Here is a 20,745-nt window from a genome sequence, read left to right as displayed (position 1 = left end):
CCTCAGGCGGCTTCCGTGATCGGTTGTCCAATGGCGGCGGCGAGAACTTTCTCCTGCGTGAGCCCTTCGTTGACGAAGTTGCCCCTGAGCTTGCCCTCTCCCATCACCAGAACGCGGTCGCTGATGCCGAGCACTTCGGGCATTTCCGAAGAAATCATCAACACCGCGACGCCCTGCTTGGCGAGTTCGAAGATCAGCTTGTAGATCTCGTACTTGGCGCCGACATCGATGCCGCGTGTCGGTTCGTCTAGGATCAGCACTTTCGGCTCGGGCAGCAGCATCTTGGCAACGACCGCCTTCTGCTGGTTGCCACCCGACAGCGAAGCGATCGGCAGGAGAGGCTCCGCCGTCTTGACCTTCATGCGAATGATCTGATTCTGAATCTCGGCCAGCTCGGCCTCGGACTGAATGAAGCCACCACTGGTGTAGCGCTTCAGCACCGACATGGTGATGTTGTAGCCGACGCCCATCAGCGGCACGATGCCATGCCGCTTGCGATCTTCCGGCACCATGCAGATGCCGAGCCTCACCGCGTCGCGCGGCGCGCGAACGCTGATTTCCTTGCCCTCAAGGAAGATCTTGCCCTCATGGTCGCCGTTCCAGCAGCCGAACAGCTTGCAGGCGAGCTCTGTGCGCCCAGCTCCGACCAGCCCAGCCACGCCAAGGATTTCGCCCTTGCGCAGCTCGAAGGAGACGTTGTCCACCACCTTGCGCTCGCGGTTGGTGACGTCCCAGCAGGAAATGTTCTTTGCCTCGAACACCACCTCGCCGATGGTGTGCGCCTCGCGCGGGAAGAGGTTCTTCATCTCGCGCCCGACCATCATGGTGATGATCTTGTTGGTATCGAGCTCGGCCATCGGCTGGGTGCCGATATGGGTGCCATCACGGATGACGGTGACGGTGTCGGCGATCTCGGCCACTTCGTCGAGCTTGTGCGAGATGTAGACACAAGCCATGCCGTTGGCCTTGAACTCCTTGATGAGGTCGAGCAGCGTCCTGGTTTCGGACGTGGTCAGGGCCGAGGTCGGCTCATCGAGGATCAGGAGCTTGGCGTTCTTGTTGAGCGCCTTGGCGATCTCCACCAGCTGCTGCTTGCCGCCCGAATAATTGTAGACCGGCAGCGCAACGTTGATGTCGCTCATCTTGAGGCGCGCCATCAGCTTCTCTGCCTGGGCATTCATCAGATCGTAGTCGATGAAGCCGGCCTTGTTACGCGGCTCGGAGCCAAGGAAGATGTTCTCGGCCACCGTCAGATGCGGCACCATCATCAGCTCCTGATGGATGATGACGATACCCGCTTCTTCAGTCTCGCGGATGTTGCGCGCCTTGAGTTCCTTGCCTTCCCAGAGGATCTGTCCCGACCATGTGCCGTAGGGGTAGACCGCCGAGAGAACCTTCATCAGCGTCGACTTGCCAGCACCGTTTTCGCCACAGAGACCGACGCACTCGCCACGGCGAACCTGGAGATGAATTCCATCGATCGCCTTGACGCCATTAAAGTCCTTGGTGATGTCGTGCATCTCCAAGAGATAGTCTGACATGGACCGCACTCCCTTCGACGGCGCGAACGGCCTCTGGCAGGCCTCGCGCGCCATCCTTCTCCGATTGGAGCAAAGGCCGATGAAGGCCTGCCGCTTCCCAAAACCCGGCATTTCGCCGAATGAGACCGACGCAGTTCCGCCCCCGCGGTTTGTCGCGCCGGCACGGCACTCTTGCTGGAGGCCGCGTCTTACTCTGCTGTCTTCTGCGTGAAGACCGGGCCAAACCGGCACCAGCCGACAATCATCCCGCCCGTCACGCTCGGCAATGCCTCGAAGCGCCAATCCTCCGGCGACGCACACGCGCCACATCGAAGCGGCGGCACTCAGGCAATCACCAGTCGACGGACAGACCGACGAACCTTCCCGATCCGATCGGCAAACAGCATGCCGGGGCGGGTAGTGCCCGCCCCGGTTCTTGCGTCAGAGGATCACTTACCCTCGACCTGTTCCTTCGTGTAGAAGCCGTCTTCGACGACCTTCATCACGTTTTCCTTGGTCAGCGGAATCGGCGTCAGCAGAACCGAGTCGACCTGCTTCATGCCGTTGTCGAGCTTGGCCGAGTATTCCACCGGCTCACCCTTGACGAGCTTGACCGACAGCTTGGCCGCTTCCGAGGCGATCAGCTGCAGCGGCTTGTAGACGGTAACCGTCTGCGTGCCTTCGATGACCCGCTTGATGGCGGCGAGGTCGGCGTCCTGGCCGGAGATGGCCACCTTGCCGGCGAGACCCTGGGCGGCGAGAGCCTGGATGGCGCCACCGGCCGTGCCGTCGTTCGACGCGACAACGGCGTCGATCTTGTTGTTGGCGGCGGTCAGCGCGTTCTCCATGATCGACAGCGCTTCGGTCGGGCTCCACTCCTTGACCCACTGCGAACCGATGACCTTCACCTTGCCGGCGTCGACGGCAGCCTGGAGAGCCTTCTCCTGGCCGGCGCGGAGCAGCTTGGCGTTGTTGTCGGTCGGCGCGCCGCCGAGCATGTAGTAGTTGCCTTCCGGCACGGCCTTGAGAACGGCCTCGGCCTGCAGGAAGCCAACGCGCTCGTTGTCGAAGGAGATGTAGGCATCTTCATCGGCGTTCAGGATCAGACGGTCGTAGGAGACGATCTTGATGCCGGCCTTGTGGGCTTCGTCGATGACTTCGCCGAACACCTGCGAGTTCATCGGAACGACGGCGATGGCGTCGACCTTCTGCGAGATCAGGTTCTCGACCTGGTTGACCTGCTTCTGCTCGTTGGCGTCGGCGGAGGTCACGATCACTTCGGCGCCCAGCTCCTTGGCCGCAGCAATGAAGTAGTCGCGGTCGCGAGCCCAGCGCTCAACGCGCAGGTCGTCGATCGAGAAGCCGAGAACCGGCTTGTCGGCAGACGCCTGAGCGGCCATCGGCAACGCAACGGCGGCAGCCAGGATCGTGCTCGAAAGAATGGCAGAAAGTTTCATTATCACTCCTCCTGAAGCCCTTACGGGCCTGGCCGCCTCCCCGGCGGCCTCCTTGCACCCGAACCACGACCGAATGGTTGGTCCTCCGGTCACTTCCCCCAGCAACGCCCGTCATGGGCTTCGCCGTTGGCTCGGGATAACCTCACGCGAGGATAGATGCCTCAAACCAATGATGGACGCAACTCATTTTGATTGCGTAGATGCGTTGTGACCATCATCCATTTGACGAAGAAATTTCCTATCTTCGCCAGACAGTTCCTCGCGACGCGCAGAGACCCGCGCAATCGCTTGCACGGGCACAGCCGATTCCTGACGCGCTTCTCCTGTTGGATAGCCGTCATATTTGATGTGATTACATCAAGGACGCTCCCTCCCGGTCCCTGACAACCTTTTCCGGGGACCCTCCATGTCGCCGGTAAAATTCGACCCTCAAATTATACTCAACGCCCAAACTTGGCAAGAGACAATCCGGCCCACATCGACGAATGGTCGATGCCGGCCAGCCAGAAACGAAGCGCCCCGCCGCAGCGCTTGGCCACGGCGGGGCGTCATTCGCAAAGCTTGGAAAGGCGATCAGGGCGTGGGCGCGTTGGCCGACAGCAGTCCTTCCGCCCTGAGCCGGTCCCAAAGGACCTCAGGAATCGAAGCGCGATACCAGTCGAAGTTCTGCTTGACGGCACCGAGCCGGCTCATGCCGACGACCACAGCCTTCACCACCGGATGAGCGAGCGGGAAATGCACCGCCGCAGCCGGCATTTCGACACCGACCTCGGCACAGACAGCGGCGATTCGCCGGGCCTTGTCGATGATCTCAGGCGGAGCGGCGCCGTAATCATAGTTGCCACCAGCCTCCGGCGGCTTCACTAGGATGCCCGAGTTGAAGATGCCGACCGCCACCACGTCGACGCCCTTCTTTTCGGCAAGCGGCAGGAAGTCCGCAAGGCCGGGTTGCTCGAGCAGCGTATAGCGCCCCGCCAGCATCACCACGTCGAGGTCGAGCTTGGAAACGAGGTCAGCCGCCACGTCGGCCTCGTTGATGCCGATGCCGATCGCCTTGAGGTCGCCGCTGCGCCTGAGCTCGTCGAGCGCCCGATAGCCGCTGTCCAGCGTCTCGCGATAATGCTGGTCGAAGCCGGCCTTGAGGTTCCGCCGGTCGAGGTCGTGGATGTAGACGATGTCGATCGTCTGCGCCCCGAGACGATTGTAGGACTGCTCCAGCGACCGCATGAAACCGTCATAGGTGTAGTCGAGCACGGGCCGCAGCGGCAGCGGACGCACCCAGCCTCCCCGATCGGGCGTCTCGCCGCGCTTGTAGGGCACGAAGTAGCGGCCGACCTTGGTCGACAGGAGATACTCCCCGCGCGGCTTGTTGCGCAGGAAGCGGCCGAGCCGCAACTCGCTGAGCCCATAGCCGTAGAGCGGCGACGTGTCGTAGTAGCGGAAGCCTTCGGCCCAGGCTTCGGCGAGAATGGCGTCGGCGACGTCGTCCGGCACGTCCCAGGAGAGCGTACCGAGGCCGGATGCCCCGAACCCGAAGCGATAGGCTGAGTTTTCTTCAAACGGATTGGTCATTGTCCAGTGGCTCCCTGACGGACGACGGGCCACCGCAGAACCTGCGGCGGCCTGTCGCCGTCCGATTTTCACATCAGCCGTAAAGCGGCCCGAACGTCTGGCAGGCGCGGAAGTCGGCGCCTTCCGGATCCATGCCGAACATCGCCCAGGCGCTGGGGCGGAAGATCGCCTCGTCCTCGACGTTGTGCATGGCGACGGGGATGCGGAGCATGGCGGCGAGCGCCATCAGGTCGGCGCCGATATGACCGTAGGAAATGGCACCATGATTGGCGCCCCAGGCCGCCATCACCTTGTAGACCGACTTGAACGGCCCCTCGCCGGTCAGCCGTGGTGCGAACCAGGTGGTCGGCCAGGTCGGGCTGGTCCGCTGGTCGAGAATGTCATGGACGCGCTCGGGCAAGGCGACCGTCTCGCCCTCGGCGATCTGCAGCACCGGGCCGACGCCGGCGACGAGGCTGAGCCGCGTCATCGTCACCGGCATGCCGCCGCGCGTCATGAAGTCGGTCGACCAGCCGCCGCCCCGGAAATAGCCGTGATCGGCCTGGCAGAAGCGCGTCGCCTCGAGCGAGCGGCGCTGATCGTCCTCGGTCACCTCCCAGAAGGGCTTGATGCCGGGCTTGTTGTCGATGGTCATCTCGCCGGCGCCGTCCAGACAGGTGGCGCCGGAGTTGATGAGGTGGATGAGGCCGCCGGCGGCCGCGCCTTCCACCACATGGCCGGACACCCGCTTGATGGCATCCGGGCTCCAGTAGGTGCGCACGTCGGAGAAGATTTGGGCCCGCGCCGTCAGGAGGTTGCCGAACAGCATGCCGACGCCGTTGAGGCAATCGTTCTCGGTGGCGAGAATCAGCGGCTGACGCGGACCGTTCCAGTCGAACGACGTGTTCAGCATGGTCTCCATGAAGTCGCCGTTGGGCATGAAGTCGGTCCACTGCCGCTGGCCCTGGAATCCGGCCGCGATGGCATGGTGCCCACAGGACTCCTCAATGTAGCCGAGCTCGGCGAGGCGCGGATTGCCGACCATCAGGTCGCGGGCGATCAGGCACATCTTGACCGAGGTCTCCCACTCCCAGCGCTTGCGCGCCGGATCCGACGACTTGTCGCCGTTGGGGTCGAAGCCTTCCTTGCAGTTGGCGAGCGTCCAGGCGAGCGCCTTCTCGTACTCGACCGGATCGTAGATCGAGAGCTGCAAACGGCGCTGGAACTCGCTCATGTCGATGTATTCGGTGCGCATGCCGAGGTAGCGCTGGAAGAAGTCGGCATCGACGATCGAACCGGCGATGCCCATCGACACCGCGCCCATGGAGAGATAGCTGCGGCCGCGCATGGTGGCGACGGCAATGCCAGCCCGCACGAAGCGCAGGATCTTGTCCCGCACGTCGTCGGGAATCGTCCGGTCCGAACCGTCCTGCACTTCCGAGCCGTAGATGCCGAAGGCCGGCAGGCCCTTCTGATTGTGGGCGGCCAGCACGGCGGCGAGATAGACGGCGCCCGGACGCTCGGTGCCATTGAAGCCCCAGACCGCCTTGGGCATCAAGGGGTCCATGTCCATCGTCTCGGAGCCGTAGCACCAGCAAGGCGTCACGGTCAGCGATACGCCGACGTTTTCACGCGCGAACTTCTCGGCACAAGCGGCCGCTTCCGCAACGCCGCCGATGGTGGTGTCGGCGATGACGCATTCGACCGGCTCACCGGTCGCATGGCGAAGCGTCGAGCTGATGAGTTCGGCGACCGCCTTCGCCATGCCCATCGTCTGATCCTCGAGGCTTTCGCGCACGCCGTTGCGCCGGCCGTCGATAGCCGGACGAATGCCGAGTTTCGGCAGGTTCTTGAAAACGCCGTTCATGTCTCTCTCCCTTCCTCCCGATACCTCTTGTCCAGGCCGACCTCCCGGCTCCGCGTCAGAGGCGCTTCGGTCCGCCGTAGGGCGGTGGTTCCACCTTGTTCTTCAGCGTTGGATCGATGGCCTCGCCGGCCTGTTTCCCATAGCTCTTGAAGCGCTCCAGCACGACGTCCATCTCGGGCTTGCCGAGGATGACCCCGCCGCCCAGCATGCGGGTGCCGATGTAGATCCGCGCCAGGTTCTCGATCTCTTCCAGCACGGCGAACGCCTTGGCCGGCGTCTTGCCCAACGCGATCACGCCGTGGTTGCCGAGCAGGCAGGCCATCCGGTCCTCCAGCGCCGCCAGCGCCTCCGTCGACAGCTCGGCCGTTCCGAAGGGCGCATAGCCCGAGCATTTCACCACGTCGCCGCCGGAGACGCCGATCATGTAGTGAACGGGCGGAATGTCGAGATGGCAGCAGGCGAGGATGGAACAGTTGGTGGCGTGGCTATGCAAGACGACATCGACGTCCGGCCGCGCCTTCAGGATGTCATAGTGAAAGCGCCATTCCGACGAGGGGACATAGTCGCCGAAATAGCGCCCGTCCCAATCCATCTCGACGATCTGCTCCGGCCGCATCCGGTCATAGGCGATCCCGGAGGGAGTGATCAGCAGCCCTCCCTCGACCCTCACGCTGAGATTGCCCGCTGAGCCAATGTTCAGCCCCGACGCATTCATCCTGAGACATGTCGCGATCATCTCCTGGCGGAGATCGAGATGATCAGTCATTTTTGGTCGCCTCCTGGGGCGCAGACGGATCGGCCGTCCCTTCCGCCGGGCTATCGTCCCGGAACTCCCGATTGAGCGGGGCGATCAACACCTCCACGCCGGCCTCCTCCAGCATCTGCCGGTCGCCGTCGGAGATTCCCTCGTCGGTCACGAACACGTCCACTTCGGTCAGCGGAAACACCACGAGACTGCGCGCTTCGCCGAACTTGGTGCTGTCGGCCAGGACGACGAGGCGGGCCGCCTGCTTGCGCAAGGCTCGCGCAGCCCTGAGCGGCAGCGGATCGTCTTCCATGATGCCGGCCGGGCCTACGGCGTGGCAGCCGATGAAAAAGGTACTTGCAGCCACGTGAAAGGCCGGCGGATCGTCGAACGGGCTGAGCACGATGCCCTGCTGGGCCAGCACTTCTCCGCCCGTGAGGAAGACACGGTTGTCGGTCTTGAAGGCGAGATGGTTGGCCACCGGCAGGGAATCGGTCAGCACCGTCAGACCCACAGCCGGCAGCATCTCGGCAAAACGTGCCACGGTGGAGCCGCCGTAGAGGATCAGCGTATCAGGCGCCGACACCAGCTCAACGGCCCGGCGGGCAATCGCCTCCTTGGCCGCTGCGGCACGTTGCGCCTGCACGCCAAAGAAATAGGACGCGAGCGGCCGGCCGGCCGACATCAGCGGCGCCACGCCACCGCGCACCTTGCGAATGCGCCCAGCCTCGCAGAGCTGATCGACGTCGCGGCGCAGCGTGGCGCCGGACGCATCGACCATGGTCAGAAGCTCTTCGTAGGACACGGCATCGCGCCCTTCGACAGCCTTCAGGATCAGGTTGAAGCGTTCTTCCTTCAGCATGACGCGACCATAAGTCCAGCTCCGGAAAGCGTCAATCCGCGGCGTCGCAGTTTTGTTCAAAACAAATCATTATTGCGCAACATTTCGCAATGGCCGCCTTCAGAACCACTGGCGTCGCGTCAATCCACTCAAAAAGCCATTGAGTAACGCTTTTCATCGTCAAGGCGGCATCAGACGATCAAATCCTGCACACTCGGCATTCCCCGTGCTTGATTCACTCGCCAGGATTACCTAAGACCGTCCAAAACCCCGGCCGACAGACAGGCCGAAGCTGTGACGGAGGAAGTTTGATGCGTGCCTTGTTGTTTGCCCTCGCCGCCAGCGTTGCGGCGGCCCTGCCGGTCCATGCGGAGAACGTAACGGTGGACGTCACAGCCATCGTCGAGCATCCCGCGCTTGACGCGGTTCGCGATGGCGTCAAGGACGCGCTGGCCGCCGCCGGCTATAAGGAGGGTGAGAACCTGACTTTCGTCTACAAGTCGGCTCAGGGCAACGCCGCCACCGCCGCTCAGATCGCCCGCCAGTTCGCCGGCGAAGGTCCGACGGTGATCGTGCCGATTTCGACCCCATCGGCCCAGGCCGTCGCCGCCGCCACGCGCGACATCCCGATCGTCTTCTCAGCGGTATCCGATCCGGTGGGCGCCCAACTCGTCAAGAACATGGACAAGCCCGGCGGCAACATCACCGGTCTCTCCGACATGTCGCCGGTGGCCGAACACATCGCGCTGATCAAGGAAATCCTGCCGAACGTCAAGAAGCTTGGCTTCCTCTACAACTCGGGTGAGGCCAACTCGGTGTCGCTGCTGGCCGCCCTCAAGGCGGAGGCTGAGAAGGCCGGTGTCGAGGTGATCGAGTCGGCCGCCACCAAAACCGCCGAGGTCCAGGGCGCAACCCGCGCATTGGTCGGCAAGGCCGACGCCGTCTACATCCCGACCGATAACACCATCATTTCGGCGCTGGAATCGGCGGTCGGCGTGGCCGAGGAATCGAAGCTGCCGCTGTTCACTGCCGACACCGACAGCGTGGCGCGCGGCGCGATCGCCGCTCTCGGCTTCAATTACTACGACGTCGGCAAGCAGACCGGCGACATCGTCGTCCGCGTGCTGAAGGGTGAAACCGTCGGCGACATTCCCGCGACCGTCGCCAAGGGCACCGACCTCGTGGTCAACAAGTCCGCCGCCACCAAGATGGGCGTGACGCTGCCCGAGGCCGTGGTCGCCCGCGCCACCAAGGTGATCGAGTAACTGGGGCGACCTGCCCCGCTGTCTGGCACGGCGGGGCGGGTTTCCTGACGAACGGCCGGTTCGCCGGCCCGGATACCCCGCGTTACGCGGCGCCCAGCGCGCCGGCCCGGGATGTCCAGCACAAGGATCGTTGCGCGTGAGCCAAATCGCTCTCTGGGGGGCCGTCGAACTCGGCCTCGTCTATGCCTTCGTCGCGCTCGGCGTCTATCTCGCCTTCCGCGTCCTCGACTTTCCCGACCTCACCGTCGACGGAACCTTCCCGCTCGGTGCTGCCGTCACCGCCGTGCTGATCATGGCCGGCGTCAATCCCTGGCTGGCCGCCGCCGTCGCCATGCTGGCCGGCGCGCTCGCCGGGCTGGTCACCGCGACGCTGAACGTCCGCTTCAAGATCCTGAATCTCCTGGCGTCGATCCTGACCATGATCGCCCTGTTCTCGGTCAACCTCAGGGTGATGGGGCGACCGAACGTGGCGCTGCTCTCCGTCGACACCATGCTGACCCCCTTTTATGGCAACGGCCTCCGGGACTTCATGGTTCGGCCGATGTTCCTCCTGGTCCTGGCCATTGCGGCGCTGATCGTCGTCTGGCGCTATCTCGAGAGTGACGCCGGCCTTGCGATGCGCGCCACCGGCGCCAACTCCCGCATGGCTCGCGCCCAGGGCATCAACACCGACCGCCAGATCTATTTGGGCATCGCGCTGTCCAACGCGCTGGTGGCGCTCGGCGGCGCCCTGTTCGCCCAAACCAACGGCTTTGCCGACGTCACCTCCGGCGTTGGCACCATCGTCGTCGGCCTCGCGGCGGTGATCATCGGCGAAACGTTGTTTGGCAGCCGCCGCATCCTGATTGCGCTGATCGGCTGCGTCATCGGTTCCATCGTCTACCGTATCGCCATCCAGTTGGCGCTGTCCTCCGACTCGCTCGGCCTTCAGGCCTCGGACCTCAACCTCGTCACCGCCGTCCTTGTCACCTTCGCGCTGGTGCTGCCGCGCCTCAAGCGGGGAGTGCTTTCGTCATGATCTCCCTCGACAACGTCCACGTCGTGTTCGGACGCGGTACGCCGCTGGAAAAAAAGGCGCTCAGTGGCGTCTCGCTGACCATCAAGGAAGGCGCCTTCACCACCGTCATCGGCTCCAACGGCGCCGGCAAGTCCACCTTGCTCGGCGTCCTGGCCGGCGACGTCATTCCCGTTGAGGGCAGCGTTCGCATTGGCGACGCCGACGTCACGAAGCTGCCGACCGCCGCCCGCGCCGGCCGCGTCGCCCGCGTCTTCCAGGATCCGCTGGCCGGCTCCTGCGGCGCCCTCTCCATCGAGGAAAACCTGGCGCTCGCCCACAAGCGCGGCCAACGGCGCGGCCTCAAGCTGGCCCTCAGCCACAGCCGTCGCAAGCTCTTCCGCGAGCGGATCGCCGAACTCGATCTCGGCCTCGAGAACCGCATGACCGACCGCATGGCCATGCTGTCGGGAGGCCAGCGCCAGGCAGTGTCGCTGGTGATGGCGATGATGGCCGGTTGCGACGTGCTGCTGCTCGACGAGCATACCGCCGCCCTCGATCCCGGCATGGCCGAGTTCGTCATGAAGCTCACCGAGAAGATCGTCGGCGCCAACAAGCTGACGACGCTGATGGTGACGCACTCGATGCGGCAGGCGCTCGACTACGGCAACCGCACCATCATGCTGCACGGCGGCGAGATCGTGCTTGATGTCGAGGGTAACAACCGGCGCAATCTTGATGTCGAGGATCTGATCGACATGTTTCGCCGCGTTCGCGGCCAGACGCTCGACGACGACGAGTTGCTGATCGCCGAGTAAGGTGGGGGCGGCTCCGTCGCCCTCCTTTACCCCAACACCCGTCCGATGGCTTCCCACAACGCTGGTGCCTGATAGTTCGGTACAGCGAGATCGGCGCCGTTGGTCTTGACCGCCGCCTCGTCGAGCGTGGTCGTCAGCCCGACAGTGAAGATATTCGCCGCATGCGCCGCCCTGATACCGGGAGGCGCATCTTCGAAAGCCATTGCTCGGCCGGCCGGCACGCCCAGTCGTTCGAGCCCGGTGAGGTAAGGCAGCGGATCGGGCTTGCCGTGCGCCACTTCGCTTCCCGCGACGATGGTGTGAAAATACTCGGCGACGCCGAGCTGGGACAGCATGTCGGTCACGTTGAGACGGGGGGCGTTGGAGACTACCGCCAACCCTACCCTTTGCTCCTTCGCCCAGTTGAGCACATCGACCAGCCCATCGATCGGCTTCAGCCGGCCGACGATGAGCCGCCGGAACAGCGCTTCCTTCTCGTCAGCGAGGCGCGGATGGTCTTCCGTGGCCACATGTGAGAAAAGATTCTTGAAAATCAGCGCGTTAGCCTGACCGGAAATGTACTTCAGAAAGGTCGGCTCGTCGATGTCGACACCATAGGCCTTGCCGAACTCCACGAAGGCCTCATGGTGGAAAGGATCGCTGTTGGTCAGTGTTCCGTCCATGTCGAACAGCAGGGCACGTGAAAACATCGGCTGAGGAACTCCGGTCACACCATCATTTTTTTGAAGCGGTTTTGCATACACCGCGCATCCCAGCGGGTCCAGCGGCCGCGCGCCGATATGGCAGGCTGGGCTGCACGAGTTTTCATCTTCCCACCCGAACGAGAGAGCTGTATTGATCGCATCAAAAGCACAATAAAGCGGACCCAAATGGAATTACGCCAACTTCAGCATTTCGTCGCCGTCGCCGAGGAGATGCACTTCACCCGTGCCGCCCGCCGGGTCAACATCGTGCAATCGGCGCTGTCGACATCCATCCGATCCCTGGAAGACGAGCTGGCCGCCAAACTGTTCATGCGCAACACCCGCCAGGTGCAGCTCACCGCCGCCGGTCGCGTCTTTCTCGACAAGGCGCGCCTTGCCATCGAGGCGGTACGCGAGGCGCGCGACGCGGTTGCCGCCGTGCAAGGCCTGGCGCGCGGCCGCCTCGCCATCGGCACGGTGCAGAGCCTGCCGGCCTTCGTCGACCTGCCCGCCCTGCTCGCCTCGTTCCACGAACTCTATCCTGGCATCGAGGTGCGCCTCTGCCAGGGCAACGCCGACCATCTCATCGACAAGATCCGCTCCGGAGCTATCGATCTTGCCATCGTGCCGCTGATCGAAGCGCCGCGCGGCATCGCCACCAGGATGATTGCCTGCGAGTATCTCGTGGCCATCTCAGCCAAGGATCATCCGCTGGCCGGTCGGTCCGATGTGCCGCTGTCGGCATTTCGCGACGAGCCCTTCGTCGACTTCGAGCAGGCCTGGGGCACGCGACAGCTCGTCGACACCGGTTTCCGTCATGCCGGAGTCGAGCGCCGCGTCGCCTTCGAGGTCAACGACCTCGGCACGCTGATCGAACTGGTGTCGCGCGGCCTCGGCGTGGCGCTGGTGCCTGAGGCGATCGCCGAGGCGGAGGCGGAAACGCTCGGCGTCGTCCGGCTCGCCGAGCCGCAGATGTGCTGGGAGCTGGCCGTTGCCACGCTGGCCGGCAGCAGCGACGAGATCATTCTCGACGGTGCGCCGAAGGCCTTCATGGATCTTTTGATCACTGCCAAGAGCGTCGACGAGGAGGCGGAGGCGGCCTGAGACCGCCCCTCCCAATGTCGGTCAGCTCGCGTAGTTCCGCCAGTCGTGCTGCTCCTTGAAGCCCAGCACGGTTCGGATCTTTTCGTTGGAAATCGGCGCCTCGTAACCGACCAGCGGCCGGCTGTGCGGCGTGTTGGGGCAGACCTTTTTGAGGAAGGCCTCGGTCGGCTCGCGAGCAGTGATCGTGTCGTTGACCGCATTGAACACCTGGAAGCCCAGCCCGTTCTTGCCCAAGGCAAGGTGGACGATCTCACCGAGATCGCGAGCGTCGATATAGCTCCAGGCGTTGCGCTTACGCGTCAGCGGGTCCTGCATGAAGCCGGGGAAGTTGGCGTATTCGTGGGGCTCGATGACGTTGCCGATCCTGAGGGCATAGATGTCGGCGCCATAGCGCATGGCGAAGGCCCGGGCCGTCTTCTCGTTCACCACCTTGGACAGACCGTAGCTGTCCATCGGATCGGTGTCATACTCCTCGGTCAGCGGGAACTCGTGAAAGTCCTTGTCACCCTCGGCGAAGCAGACGCCAAAGGTCGTCTCGCTCGACGCAATGATCACCTTGCGGATGCCGAGCTTCATCGCCGCCTCGATGATATTGTAGGTCGACATCACGTTGGTCTCGAAGGTGTGATTGTCGGGCGTCAGCAGGATGCGCGACACCGCCGCGAAGTGAACGACGGCGTCCGGCAGCAACGGCCGCGAGCCGCTGGCCAGACTGTCGAAATCAAAATGCATGGAAAGCGCGCTGTAGACCTGCGCGCCATCGGTGAGATCGCAGGCAAGCGTCGTCACGCCAGGGCAATCGAGCGGCTTCAGATCCAGGTTGAAGACGTCGTGCCCCCTAGCCTTGAGGTAGGGAACGACGTGTCGGCCGGCCTTGCCCGAGCCGCCGGTGAAGACGATCTTGCTTCCCATCATATGCTCCGAAGTGAGGCGCCGGTCCCGCCGGGCCCTGTCAGGTCATCAATTGTCCGCCGTTCACCTCCAGCACCTGCCCGATCATGTAGCCGGACAGCGCCGCCGAGGCGAGGAACAGATAGGGGCCGACCATATCCTCCGGCTTGGCGAGCCGCTGCTGAGGAATGGTGGCCCGCATGGCGTCGAGATAGGCTTGGTCGGAGTAGCGCTCGTGGAAGGGCGTCTCGACGATACCCGGCGCCACCGCGTTGACGCGGACTCCGAAGGGCGCGAACTCCTTGGCCATGCCGCGCGTCGCGTTCTCGATGAATGCCTTGGCCGAACCATAGGGCCCGGCACCAAGGCTGGCGCCGGTGCGCGCGGCGATGGACGTTGTGTTGATGACGAAGCCTTGCTGAGCCTTCAGGAACGGCAAGGCGGCGTGCGAGGCCACCAGCACCGAGCGGACGTTGAGGCCAATGATCTCCTCGAACACCGCTTCGTCGAAGGCGCCATAGGGCATGCGAGCCACCATGCCGCCGGCGTTGTTGACGAGGCCGTCGAGGCGACCGAAGGCCATGGCCGTCTCCTCGACAACCCGGGTGATCTCCGCCGACTTCGTGACGTCGCCGTGCACGGCGGTGGCCTTGCCGCCGACGGCGCGGATATCCGCGCATAGCGCCTCAGCCGCGGCTGCCGACGAGTTGTAGTGGACACCCACCGACGCGCCCTGCTCGGCAAAGGCACGCGCCAACGCTGCGCCAATACCGGACGAAGCGCCAGTAATGAGAACGGCCTTGCCGGCGAGATCGGGGATGCTGAGCGGCTTCGTCATAAGAGCCTCCTTCGTCATGCGCCTCCGCCGGCTGTCATGCCGGGGCGGTGACCCAGCCAGCAAAGACCGTCCTGTCACCGCTGTCCATCGGCAAGGCGGCTAAGCCGCGTCAAAGAGACTTCACCATGAAGGTCTGATAGGGCGCTTCCAGCGCTGCGACGTCTTCGGCACTCAGCTTGAGATCAACCGCAGCGATGGCATCGTCGAGATGACTCATCTTGCTGACACCGATGATCGGCGAGGTGACCCCATCGACCTGCAGCACCCAGGCAAGCGCCACTTCGGCCATCGACCGCCCGTGCACCTTGGCCACTTTCTCGACCGCCGCCACCACCTCAGGCGCGTTGCCCTCGGTGCGCTCATACATGCCCTTGTTGTGGCGGTCGGTGGTGTTGCGCTTGGTCTCCGTACCCCAGGGGCGCGTCAGCTTGCCGCCGCCCAGCGGACTCCAGGGAATGACGGCCACGCCCTGATCGCGGCAGAGCGGCAGCATTTCGCGCTCCTCCTCGCGATAGACGAGGCTTACCTGGTTCTGCATCGAGGCGAACTTCGTCCAGCCGTTGAGCTCGGCCACGCGCTGCATCTTGGCGAACTGCCAGGCGAACATTGAGGACGCGCCGATGTAGCGGGCCTTGCCGGCCTTCACCACGTCGTGGAGCGCCTCCATGGTCTCCTCGACCGGGGTAAAGGGGTCGAAGCGGTGGATCTGGTAGAGGTCGACATAGTCGGTGCCGAGCCGCTTGAGACTGTTGTCGATCTCGCTGAGGATCGCCTTGCGCGACAGGCCGTGGCCGTTCGGCCCCTGCCGCATCGGAAAGAACACCTTGGTGGCGAGCACGATTTCCTCGCGCGGCGCCAGTTCCTTCAGAACCGTGCCGGTGATCTCCTCGCTGGAGCCGGCCGCGTAGACATTGGCGGTATCGAAGAAGTTGATGCCGGCTTCCCAGGCCCGCCGGAACAGCGGCCGCGCCTCGTCGAGGCCGAGCACCCAGGGGCGTTCTTCCATCACCGTGCCGAAGGACATGCAGCCGAAACAGATGCGGCTGACTTCCAGCCCCGACTTCCCAAACCGGGCGTATTGCATGGCGATTTCCTCCCGAGATGAAGACCGACGAACCGATCGCCAGCCTCCAGCGCTTGTCTTTTCGAGCCGCCAGTCAATAACCGCCGCTTTGATCCGTCAAATGGATTGTCGAGATAAGATTGATCGCTGCAACTGAAACAAAATGCCCCTCAATGCGCTTTGGAAGTCACGTTACCGGCTTTTTGCGTCAGCGCGATAGCTGGCAACGCCACTTCGTCATCGTTGCGATGAATCGTTTTTGCTAACGTGCATGAGATAAGCACGCCCGAGAGGCTGCAAAGGGAGAAAGCCATGTCGGAAAATGAAGAGACCATTCGCCGCCGCTGGTGGAAAGAGGCCGTGGTCTACCAGATCTATCCGCGCTCCTTCCAGGACTCGAACGGCGACGGCATCGGCGACATCCCCGGTATCATTTCGCGTCTCGATTACCTCAAGGGGCTCGGCGTCGATGTGGTCTGGCTGAGCCCACATTACGATTCACCCAATGCCGACAATGGCTACGACATCCGCGACTACCGCAAGGTGATGGCCGAGTTCGGGACCATGGAGGATTTTGACGCCCTGCTCGCCGGGCTCAAGGCGCGCGGCATGCGGCTCATCATCGACCTTGTGGTCAACCATTCGTCGGACGAGCATGTCTGGTTCGTCGAAAGCCGCAAGTCGAAGGACAACCCTTACCGCGACTACTACATCTGGCGCCCCGGCCGCGGCGATGGCCCGCCGAACGATTGGCGCTCCTATTTCTCGGGTTCCGCCTGGACGCTCGATCCGGCGACCGGCGAATATTACCTGCATCTGTTTGCCGAGAAGCAGCCCGACCTCAATTGGGAGAACGACAAGCTGCGCGCCGAGGTCTACGATCTCATGCGCTTCTGGCTCGACAAAGGCGTCGATGGCTTCCGCATGGACGTCATACCGATGATCTCCAAGGAGCAGACCTTCCCCAACTATCCGCCGGAACACCGCGAGCGCACGGAGTATTACCATGCCGTCGGCCCGCGCATGCACGAGTTCCTGCAAGAGATGAACCGCGAGGTCCTGTCGAAATACGACGTGATGACCGTGGGTGAAGCCTTCGGCGTTACCCCGGCACAGACGCCCGACCTCGTCGACGAGCGACGCGGCGAGCTGAACATGATCTTCAACTTCGACGCCGTTCTCCTGTGCCGCGCCGGTCACCGCTACAGGCAATGGGCGCTACCAGAGTTGAAGGCGATTTACAGACGCCAGGAAGAGAACGCCGGCCCCTATTGCTGGAACACGGTCTTCCTCTCCAACCACGACAACGCCCGCATGGTCAGCAGCTTCGGCGACGATGCCGAGCCTTGGCGCGTCCCCTCGGCCAAGCTCCTGGCCACCATGCTGATGACGCTGCACGGCACGCCCTTCGTCTACCAGGGCGACGAGCTCGCCATGACCAACTACCCCTTCACCTCCCTCGAGCAGTATGACGACATCGCCGTCCGGAATGCCTGGAAGGCGGACGTCGTGACGGGACGGGTACCGGCTTCAGAGTTCCTCGATGGCATGGCGCGCACCAGCCGCGATCACGCCCGCACGCCGATGCAATGGAGCAACGCGCCGAATGGCGGCTTCACCACTGCCGACAAGGCCTGGCTCACGGTCAATCCCAATTATCCCGAGATCAATGCCGAGACGGCGCTCGCCGACCCCGGCTCGGTCTATCATCACTATGCCAAGCTCGCCGAACTGCGCCGGGCGCATCCAGCCCTCGTCTACGGCGACTATGTCGACCTCGCACCGGAGCACCTACAGCTTTTCGCCTACACGCGAACGCTGGGGGACGAGACCCTGCTCGTCCTGCTCAACTTCTCGCGCGAGACGATCGAGGTCGACCTACCGGCCGGGGTGGAGATCGGCGACCGTTTGATCGCCAATCTGGCGGCGCCGTCCGAAGGCACCCGACTGTCCGGGTGGGAAGCACGCGTTCACCGTTGCCGCCGAACCTAAGTCGGCCCCAGTCACGGCCCGGCGACAACCGGGCCGTTCTTCTCTGTCCACTCGATCATGCTGCCGGGATAGACGCCGACGTCCGAGCGTCCGGCCGCCTCTGCTATCGCCAGCGCCTCGCCGGCACGGCGCCCGGAGCGGCACATCAGGACCACGGGGATCTCCGATGGCGGCGGCAGTTGCTCGACCTTGAAAGCCGAAAGAGGCATGTTGACCGAGCCCGGCACGTGACCGGCGGCAAACTCGTCGGCCTCGCGAACGTCGACAAGATGGATGCGGTTGGAATCCAGCCCCGCTCGCACCCGATCGAAGCTGAAAACCTCGCCAGCCAGCGCCGGCCCCACGAGTGTCGATAGCAAGCCGCCGAGCAGCAAGCCACTTGCGATACGCATCATTCTCTTCTCCTTCCCACCCTCGGCAAAGACATGGGGGGCGCCAGGGAGTGATCGCAAGGGCAATCGACGAAAAGACGGCGCCGGCTCCTCATCTGAAGAAGCCGACGCCGCCCTTGTGTTGCCTTCCGTCAGCAGCAGCGGAACACGCCACCGTTGGAGCCGCCGCCATAGCGGCGCTCCTGACTGTTGCGGAAGAACTCCTCCTTCGTCATGACCGGTTCGTCCGGATGGTTGGCGGAGCGATGTGCGACATAGGTGTCGTAATCGGGAACGCCGACCATCAAGCGCGCCGTCTGAACGAGCTTCAGGCCAACCTCTTTCGGGTCAGGTAGCCTGAGGCCGCACACCTGACAAGTCATCGCCCACCTCGCTGGCAGTCGGCTTCTGCTCGCGCAAAGCCCTCAGCATCGCCTGCACGCCGAACACCAGCATGCCCACGACAATGATCATGAACACGGCGGTGAGCGACGCATCGACCCATTGGTTGAAGACGACGCGCTGCATCTCCTCCACCGTCTTGGCCGGCGCCAGGATGGTGCCCTCGGAGATCGCCTTGGAGAAGCGGTTGGCTTGGGCGATGAAACCCACCGCCGGACGACCGTCGAACAGCTTCTGCCAACCGGCGGTCAGCGTGCAGACGGCGAGCCAGGTGAGTGGCACCAGCGCCACCCAGGCATAGGCCTGCCGCTTCATCTTGAACAGCATCACCGCCGCGAAGGCCAGCGCGATTGCCGCCAGCATCTGATTGGCGATGCCGAACAGCGGCCACAGCGTATTGATGCCGCCAAGCGGATCAACGACGCCCTGGTAGAGGAAGTAGCCCCAGGCCGCGACGGCGAGTGCCGTGGCAACGAGGTTGGCCGTCCAGCTATGGGTCTGGCGGAAGGCGGGAACCGCCGTGCCGATCAGATCCTGGATCATGAAGCGGGCGACTCGCGTGCCTGCGTCGACCGTCGTCAGGATGAACAGCGCCTCGAACAGGATGGCGAAGTGATACCAGAAGGGCATCAAGGCCACGCCGCCGATTACGCCCGACAGGATATGGGCCATGCCGACCGCCAGCGTCGGCGCGCCGCCTGCGCGCGACAGGATGGTCGCCTCGCCGACATTCTTCGCCATATCCGTCAGCATGTCCGGCGTGACGGTGAACAGCGGATCCCAGCCCGAGATCACCTGCGCTGCCTGCTCCGCCGTGGTGCCGATGACGCCCGGCGCGGTGTTCATGGCGAAATAGACGCCCGGCTCGATGACCGAGGCGGCGATCAGCGCCATGATGCCGACGAAGCTTTCCATCAGCATCGCGCCATAGCCGATGAAGCGGAACTGGCTCTCATTCTCGATCATCTTGGGCGTGGTGCCCGACGAAATCAGCGAATGGAAGCCGGAGATCGCACCGCAGGCGATGGTGATGAACAGGAACGGGAAGAGATTACCTGAGAACACCGGCCCCGTGCCGTCGACGAACTTGGTCACCGCCGGCATCTTCATGTCCGGCATCACGAAGACGATGCCGATGGCCAGCGCCAGGATGGTGCCGATCTTCAGGAAGGTCGACAGATAGTCGCGCGGGGCGAGCAGGAACCAGACCGGCAGCACCGAGGCAACGAAGCCGTAGCCGATCAGGATCAGGGCCAGGGCTTCGCCCTTGTAGGTGAACAGCGGCGCCAGCGTCTCGCTTTCGGCGACCGTACGGCCGAACATGATGGCGAGCAGCAGCAGAACAACGCCGATGGCGCTCATCTCACCGATGCGGCCGGGCCGGAAGAACCGGCTGTAGAGGCCCATCAGGATGGCGATCGGAATTGTGGCGAACACCGTGAACGTGCCCCACGGACTGCCGACCAGTGCCTTGACGACAATGAGGGCAAGCACGGCGAGCAGGATGATCATGATCATCAGGATGCCGATCGAGGCGACGACGCCGGGTACCACGCCGAGTTCGGTCTTGATCATGTCGCCGAGCGACCGGCCGTCACGGCGGGTCGAGGCGAAGAGGATCAACAGATCCTGTACGGCACCGGCGAAAATCACGCCGGCGATCAGCCACATGGTTCCGGGGAGATAACCCATCTGCGCCGCCAGAACCGGGCCGACCAGCGGACCGGCGCCGGCAATGGCCGCGAAATGATGTCCGAAGAGCACATACTTGTCGGTCGGCACATAATCGAGGCCGTCATTGCGCCGTACGGCCGGCGTGCGGCGGGCGGGATCGGCGCCCAGCACCCGGTTGACGATGTAGAGCGCATAAAAGCGGAAAGCGACGAGATAGGTGGCAACGGCCGCGACCACCAGCCACAGCGCATTGATCGTCTCGCCGCGGCTGAGGGCGACAACGCCGAGGGCGCCGGCGCCAACCACGGCGATCACTATCCAGACGAGCCATTCGCCCGGCGAGCGTGGCATCTTGCTGACTGCTGACATCTTCTCCTCCCGACGGAAACCAGGCCAAGGGAAGGCGGATTGTCAGGCAAGCCAAACCGTCGCCCGGCCGGACATGCCGGGCGCCCGAATGGGATGGTTTCGCTTCTGATCCCAACACATCGCCGCCGTGCCGACCGTTCATCCTCCTCCCCAGGATTCCGAACGGGCAAACAAGAGCGGCACCCCTCCCAAAGGCAGCCTTCCGCTTCACTGTAACGATGCAAACAGGACTGGATTATTGTATCCGTTCCTTCGCGACAAGGTGAAGAAACGCTTAACGTGCGAGGTTTCCCTTAGCAA

Annotated in this window: 18 protein-coding genes; 5 read left to right on the top strand and 13 right to left on the bottom strand. The window is 63.7% G+C overall.

The genetic code is table 11. The features are described from left to right. Positions 1-2: 2 nt before the first annotated feature. The 6 genes from CXZ10_RS04260 to CXZ10_RS04235 form a co-directional block, all read right to left on the bottom strand. A complete protein-coding gene (locus CXZ10_RS04260; protein ID WP_101288357.1) occupies positions 3-1,541 on the bottom strand; it encodes a xylose ABC transporter ATP-binding protein in 1,539 nt (512 codons plus the stop codon). A gap of 428 nt (positions 1,542-1,969) precedes the next feature. Continuing rightward, positions 1,970-2,977, bottom strand: a complete 1,008-nt coding sequence (gene xylF, locus CXZ10_RS04255) for a D-xylose ABC transporter substrate-binding protein (protein ID WP_101287733.1) — start codon at positions 2,975-2,977, stop codon at positions 1,970-1,972. Positions 2,978-3,550: 573 nt separating this feature from the next. Then, a complete protein-coding gene (locus tag CXZ10_RS04250; RefSeq protein WP_101287731.1) occupies positions 3,551-4,549 on the bottom strand; it encodes an aldo/keto reductase in 999 nt (332 codons plus the stop codon). 73 nt (positions 4,550-4,622) lie between these two features. Continuing rightward, positions 4,623-6,395, bottom strand: coding sequence for an L-fucose isomerase (locus CXZ10_RS04245; RefSeq protein WP_101287729.1), 1,773 nt, complete (start codon positions 6,393-6,395; stop codon positions 4,623-4,625). A gap of 55 nt (positions 6,396-6,450) precedes the next feature. After that, positions 6,451-7,161, bottom strand: coding sequence for a class II aldolase/adducin family protein (locus tag CXZ10_RS04240; protein WP_101287727.1), 711 nt, complete (start codon positions 7,159-7,161; stop codon positions 6,451-6,453). Then, complete coding sequence (locus CXZ10_RS04235) at positions 7,154-8,002, bottom strand: DeoR/GlpR family DNA-binding transcription regulator (protein WP_101287726.1); 849 nt, start codon at positions 8,000-8,002, stop codon at positions 7,154-7,156. The genes CXZ10_RS04240 and CXZ10_RS04235 overlap by 8 nt, the downstream gene beginning before the upstream one ends. A 290-nt stretch (positions 8,003-8,292) precedes the next feature. Here CXZ10_RS04235 and CXZ10_RS04230 point away from each other — a divergent pair, with 290 nt between their 5' ends. The 3 genes from CXZ10_RS04230 to CXZ10_RS04220 all read left to right on the top strand — a co-directional run bounded on the left by CXZ10_RS04230 (position 8,293) and on the right by CXZ10_RS04220 (position 11,058). Further along, complete coding sequence (locus CXZ10_RS04230; protein WP_101287724.1) at positions 8,293-9,246, top strand: ABC transporter substrate-binding protein; 954 nt, start codon at positions 8,293-8,295, stop codon at positions 9,244-9,246. A gap of 136 nt (positions 9,247-9,382) precedes the next feature. Then, the gene (locus CXZ10_RS04225; protein WP_101287722.1) at positions 9,383-10,264 is read left to right on the top strand and encodes an ABC transporter permease; all 882 of its coding nucleotides are present in this window, start codon (positions 9,383-9,385) and stop codon (positions 10,262-10,264) included. After that, positions 10,261-11,058: an ABC transporter ATP-binding protein gene (locus CXZ10_RS04220; protein WP_101287720.1), complete on the top strand. Its 798-nt coding sequence runs from the start codon at positions 10,261-10,263 to the stop codon at positions 11,056-11,058. Before CXZ10_RS04225 ends, CXZ10_RS04220 begins: the two co-directional genes overlap by 4 nt. A gap of 26 nt (positions 11,059-11,084) precedes the next feature. Here CXZ10_RS04220 and CXZ10_RS04215 read toward each other — a convergent pair whose 3' ends face one another. Continuing rightward, the gene (locus CXZ10_RS04215) at positions 11,085-11,927 is read right to left on the bottom strand and encodes an HAD family hydrolase (protein ID WP_143741470.1); all 843 of its coding nucleotides are present in this window, start codon (positions 11,925-11,927) and stop codon (positions 11,085-11,087) included. Between CXZ10_RS04215 and CXZ10_RS04210 the strand changes: the two genes are divergently transcribed. Further along, positions 11,928-12,845, top strand: coding sequence for a LysR family transcriptional regulator (locus tag CXZ10_RS04210; RefSeq protein WP_101287716.1), 918 nt, complete (start codon positions 11,928-11,930; stop codon positions 12,843-12,845). It begins immediately after the preceding gene. 21 nt (positions 12,846-12,866) lie between these two features. Here the strand turns inward: CXZ10_RS04210 and CXZ10_RS04205 are convergent, their stop codons facing one another. The 3 genes from CXZ10_RS04205 to CXZ10_RS04195 form a co-directional block, all read right to left on the bottom strand. Continuing rightward, positions 12,867-13,757 carry an NAD-dependent epimerase/dehydratase family protein gene (locus CXZ10_RS04205; RefSeq protein ID WP_180335851.1) on the bottom strand — a complete coding sequence of 297 codons (891 nt, stop codon included), beginning with the start codon at positions 13,755-13,757 and terminating at the stop codon, positions 12,867-12,869. Between the two features lie 40 nt (positions 13,758-13,797). After that, positions 13,798-14,592, bottom strand: a complete 795-nt coding sequence (locus CXZ10_RS04200) for an SDR family NAD(P)-dependent oxidoreductase (RefSeq protein WP_101287712.1) — start codon at positions 14,590-14,592, stop codon at positions 13,798-13,800. Between the two features lie 91 nt (positions 14,593-14,683). After that, positions 14,684-15,658: an aldo/keto reductase gene (locus CXZ10_RS04195; RefSeq protein WP_101287710.1), complete on the bottom strand. Its 975-nt coding sequence runs from the start codon at positions 15,656-15,658 to the stop codon at positions 14,684-14,686. Between the two features lie 291 nt (positions 15,659-15,949). Between CXZ10_RS04195 and CXZ10_RS04190 the strand changes: the two genes are divergently transcribed. Then, the gene (locus CXZ10_RS04190) at positions 15,950-17,629 is read left to right on the top strand and encodes a glycoside hydrolase family 13 protein (RefSeq protein ID WP_101287708.1); all 1,680 of its coding nucleotides are present in this window, start codon (positions 15,950-15,952) and stop codon (positions 17,627-17,629) included. A gap of 11 nt (positions 17,630-17,640) precedes the next feature. Here the strand turns inward: CXZ10_RS04190 and CXZ10_RS04185 are convergent, their stop codons facing one another. The 3 genes from CXZ10_RS04185 to CXZ10_RS04175 all read right to left on the bottom strand — a co-directional run bounded on the left by CXZ10_RS04185 (position 17,641) and on the right by CXZ10_RS04175 (position 20,445). After that, positions 17,641-18,024: a rhodanese-like domain-containing protein gene (locus tag CXZ10_RS04185; RefSeq protein WP_244617078.1), complete on the bottom strand. Its 384-nt coding sequence runs from the start codon at positions 18,022-18,024 to the stop codon at positions 17,641-17,643. Positions 18,025-18,152: 128 nt separating this feature from the next. Beyond that, positions 18,153-18,383 (bottom strand): YbdD/YjiX family protein, encoded by a 231-nt coding sequence (locus CXZ10_RS04180; RefSeq protein WP_101287706.1) that lies wholly within the window; start codon positions 18,381-18,383, stop codon positions 18,153-18,155. After that, positions 18,349-20,445 carry a carbon starvation CstA family protein gene (locus CXZ10_RS04175; protein ID WP_101287704.1) on the bottom strand — a complete coding sequence of 699 codons (2,097 nt, stop codon included), beginning with the start codon at positions 20,443-20,445 and terminating at the stop codon, positions 18,349-18,351. Before CXZ10_RS04175 ends, CXZ10_RS04180 begins: the two co-directional genes overlap by 35 nt. Positions 20,446-20,745 lie beyond the last annotated feature (300 nt).

This window comes from Pleomorphomonas diazotrophica (assembly GCF_002844595.1).
Classification (GTDB): domain Bacteria; phylum Pseudomonadota; class Alphaproteobacteria; order Rhizobiales; family Pleomorphomonadaceae; genus Pleomorphomonas; species Pleomorphomonas diazotrophica.
Note: the sequence above shows the minus strand (reverse complement) of the source record. Positions and strands in the feature narration are given on the sequence as shown.

Coding starts and splice junctions, on each gene's coding strand:
- CXZ10_RS04245 (WP_101287729.1), bottom strand. CDS start 6,395: ATGAACGGCGTTTTCAAGAACCTGCCGAAACTCGGCATTCGTCCGGCT.
- CXZ10_RS04180 (WP_101287706.1), bottom strand. CDS start 18,383: ATGACTTGTCAGGTGTGCGGCCTCAGGCTACCTGACCCGAAAGAGGTT.
- CXZ10_RS04185 (WP_244617078.1), bottom strand. CDS start 18,024: ATGATGCGTATCGCAAGTGGCTTGCTGCTCGGCGGCTTGCTATCGACA.
- CXZ10_RS04175 (WP_101287704.1), bottom strand. CDS start 20,445: ATGTCAGCAGTCAGCAAGATGCCACGCTCGCCGGGCGAATGGCTCGTC.
- CXZ10_RS04250 (WP_101287731.1), bottom strand. CDS start 4,549: ATGACCAATCCGTTTGAAGAAAACTCAGCCTATCGCTTCGGGTTCGGG.
- CXZ10_RS04260 (WP_101288357.1), bottom strand. CDS start 1,541: ATGTCAGACTATCTCTTGGAGATGCACGACATCACCAAGGACTTTAAT.
- CXZ10_RS04210 (WP_101287716.1), top strand. CDS start 11,928: ATGGAATTACGCCAACTTCAGCATTTCGTCGCCGTCGCCGAGGAGATG.
- CXZ10_RS04235 (WP_101287726.1), bottom strand. CDS start 8,002: ATGCTGAAGGAAGAACGCTTCAACCTGATCCTGAAGGCTGTCGAAGGG.
- CXZ10_RS04220 (WP_101287720.1), top strand. CDS start 10,261: ATGATCTCCCTCGACAACGTCCACGTCGTGTTCGGACGCGGTACGCCG.
- CXZ10_RS04205 (WP_180335851.1), bottom strand. CDS start 13,757: ATGGGAAGCAAGATCGTCTTCACCGGCGGCTCGGGCAAGGCCGGCCGA.
- CXZ10_RS04195 (WP_101287710.1), bottom strand. CDS start 15,658: ATGCAATACGCCCGGTTTGGGAAGTCGGGGCTGGAAGTCAGCCGCATC.
- xylF (WP_101287733.1), bottom strand. CDS start 2,977: ATGAAACTTTCTGCCATTCTTTCGAGCACGATCCTGGCTGCCGCCGTT.
- CXZ10_RS04240 (WP_101287727.1), bottom strand. CDS start 7,161: ATGACTGATCATCTCGATCTCCGCCAGGAGATGATCGCGACATGTCTC.
- CXZ10_RS04190 (WP_101287708.1), top strand. CDS start 15,950: ATGTCGGAAAATGAAGAGACCATTCGCCGCCGCTGGTGGAAAGAGGCC.
- CXZ10_RS04200 (WP_101287712.1), bottom strand. CDS start 14,592: ATGACGAAGGAGGCTCTTATGACGAAGCCGCTCAGCATCCCCGATCTC.
- CXZ10_RS04230 (WP_101287724.1), top strand. CDS start 8,293: ATGCGTGCCTTGTTGTTTGCCCTCGCCGCCAGCGTTGCGGCGGCCCTG.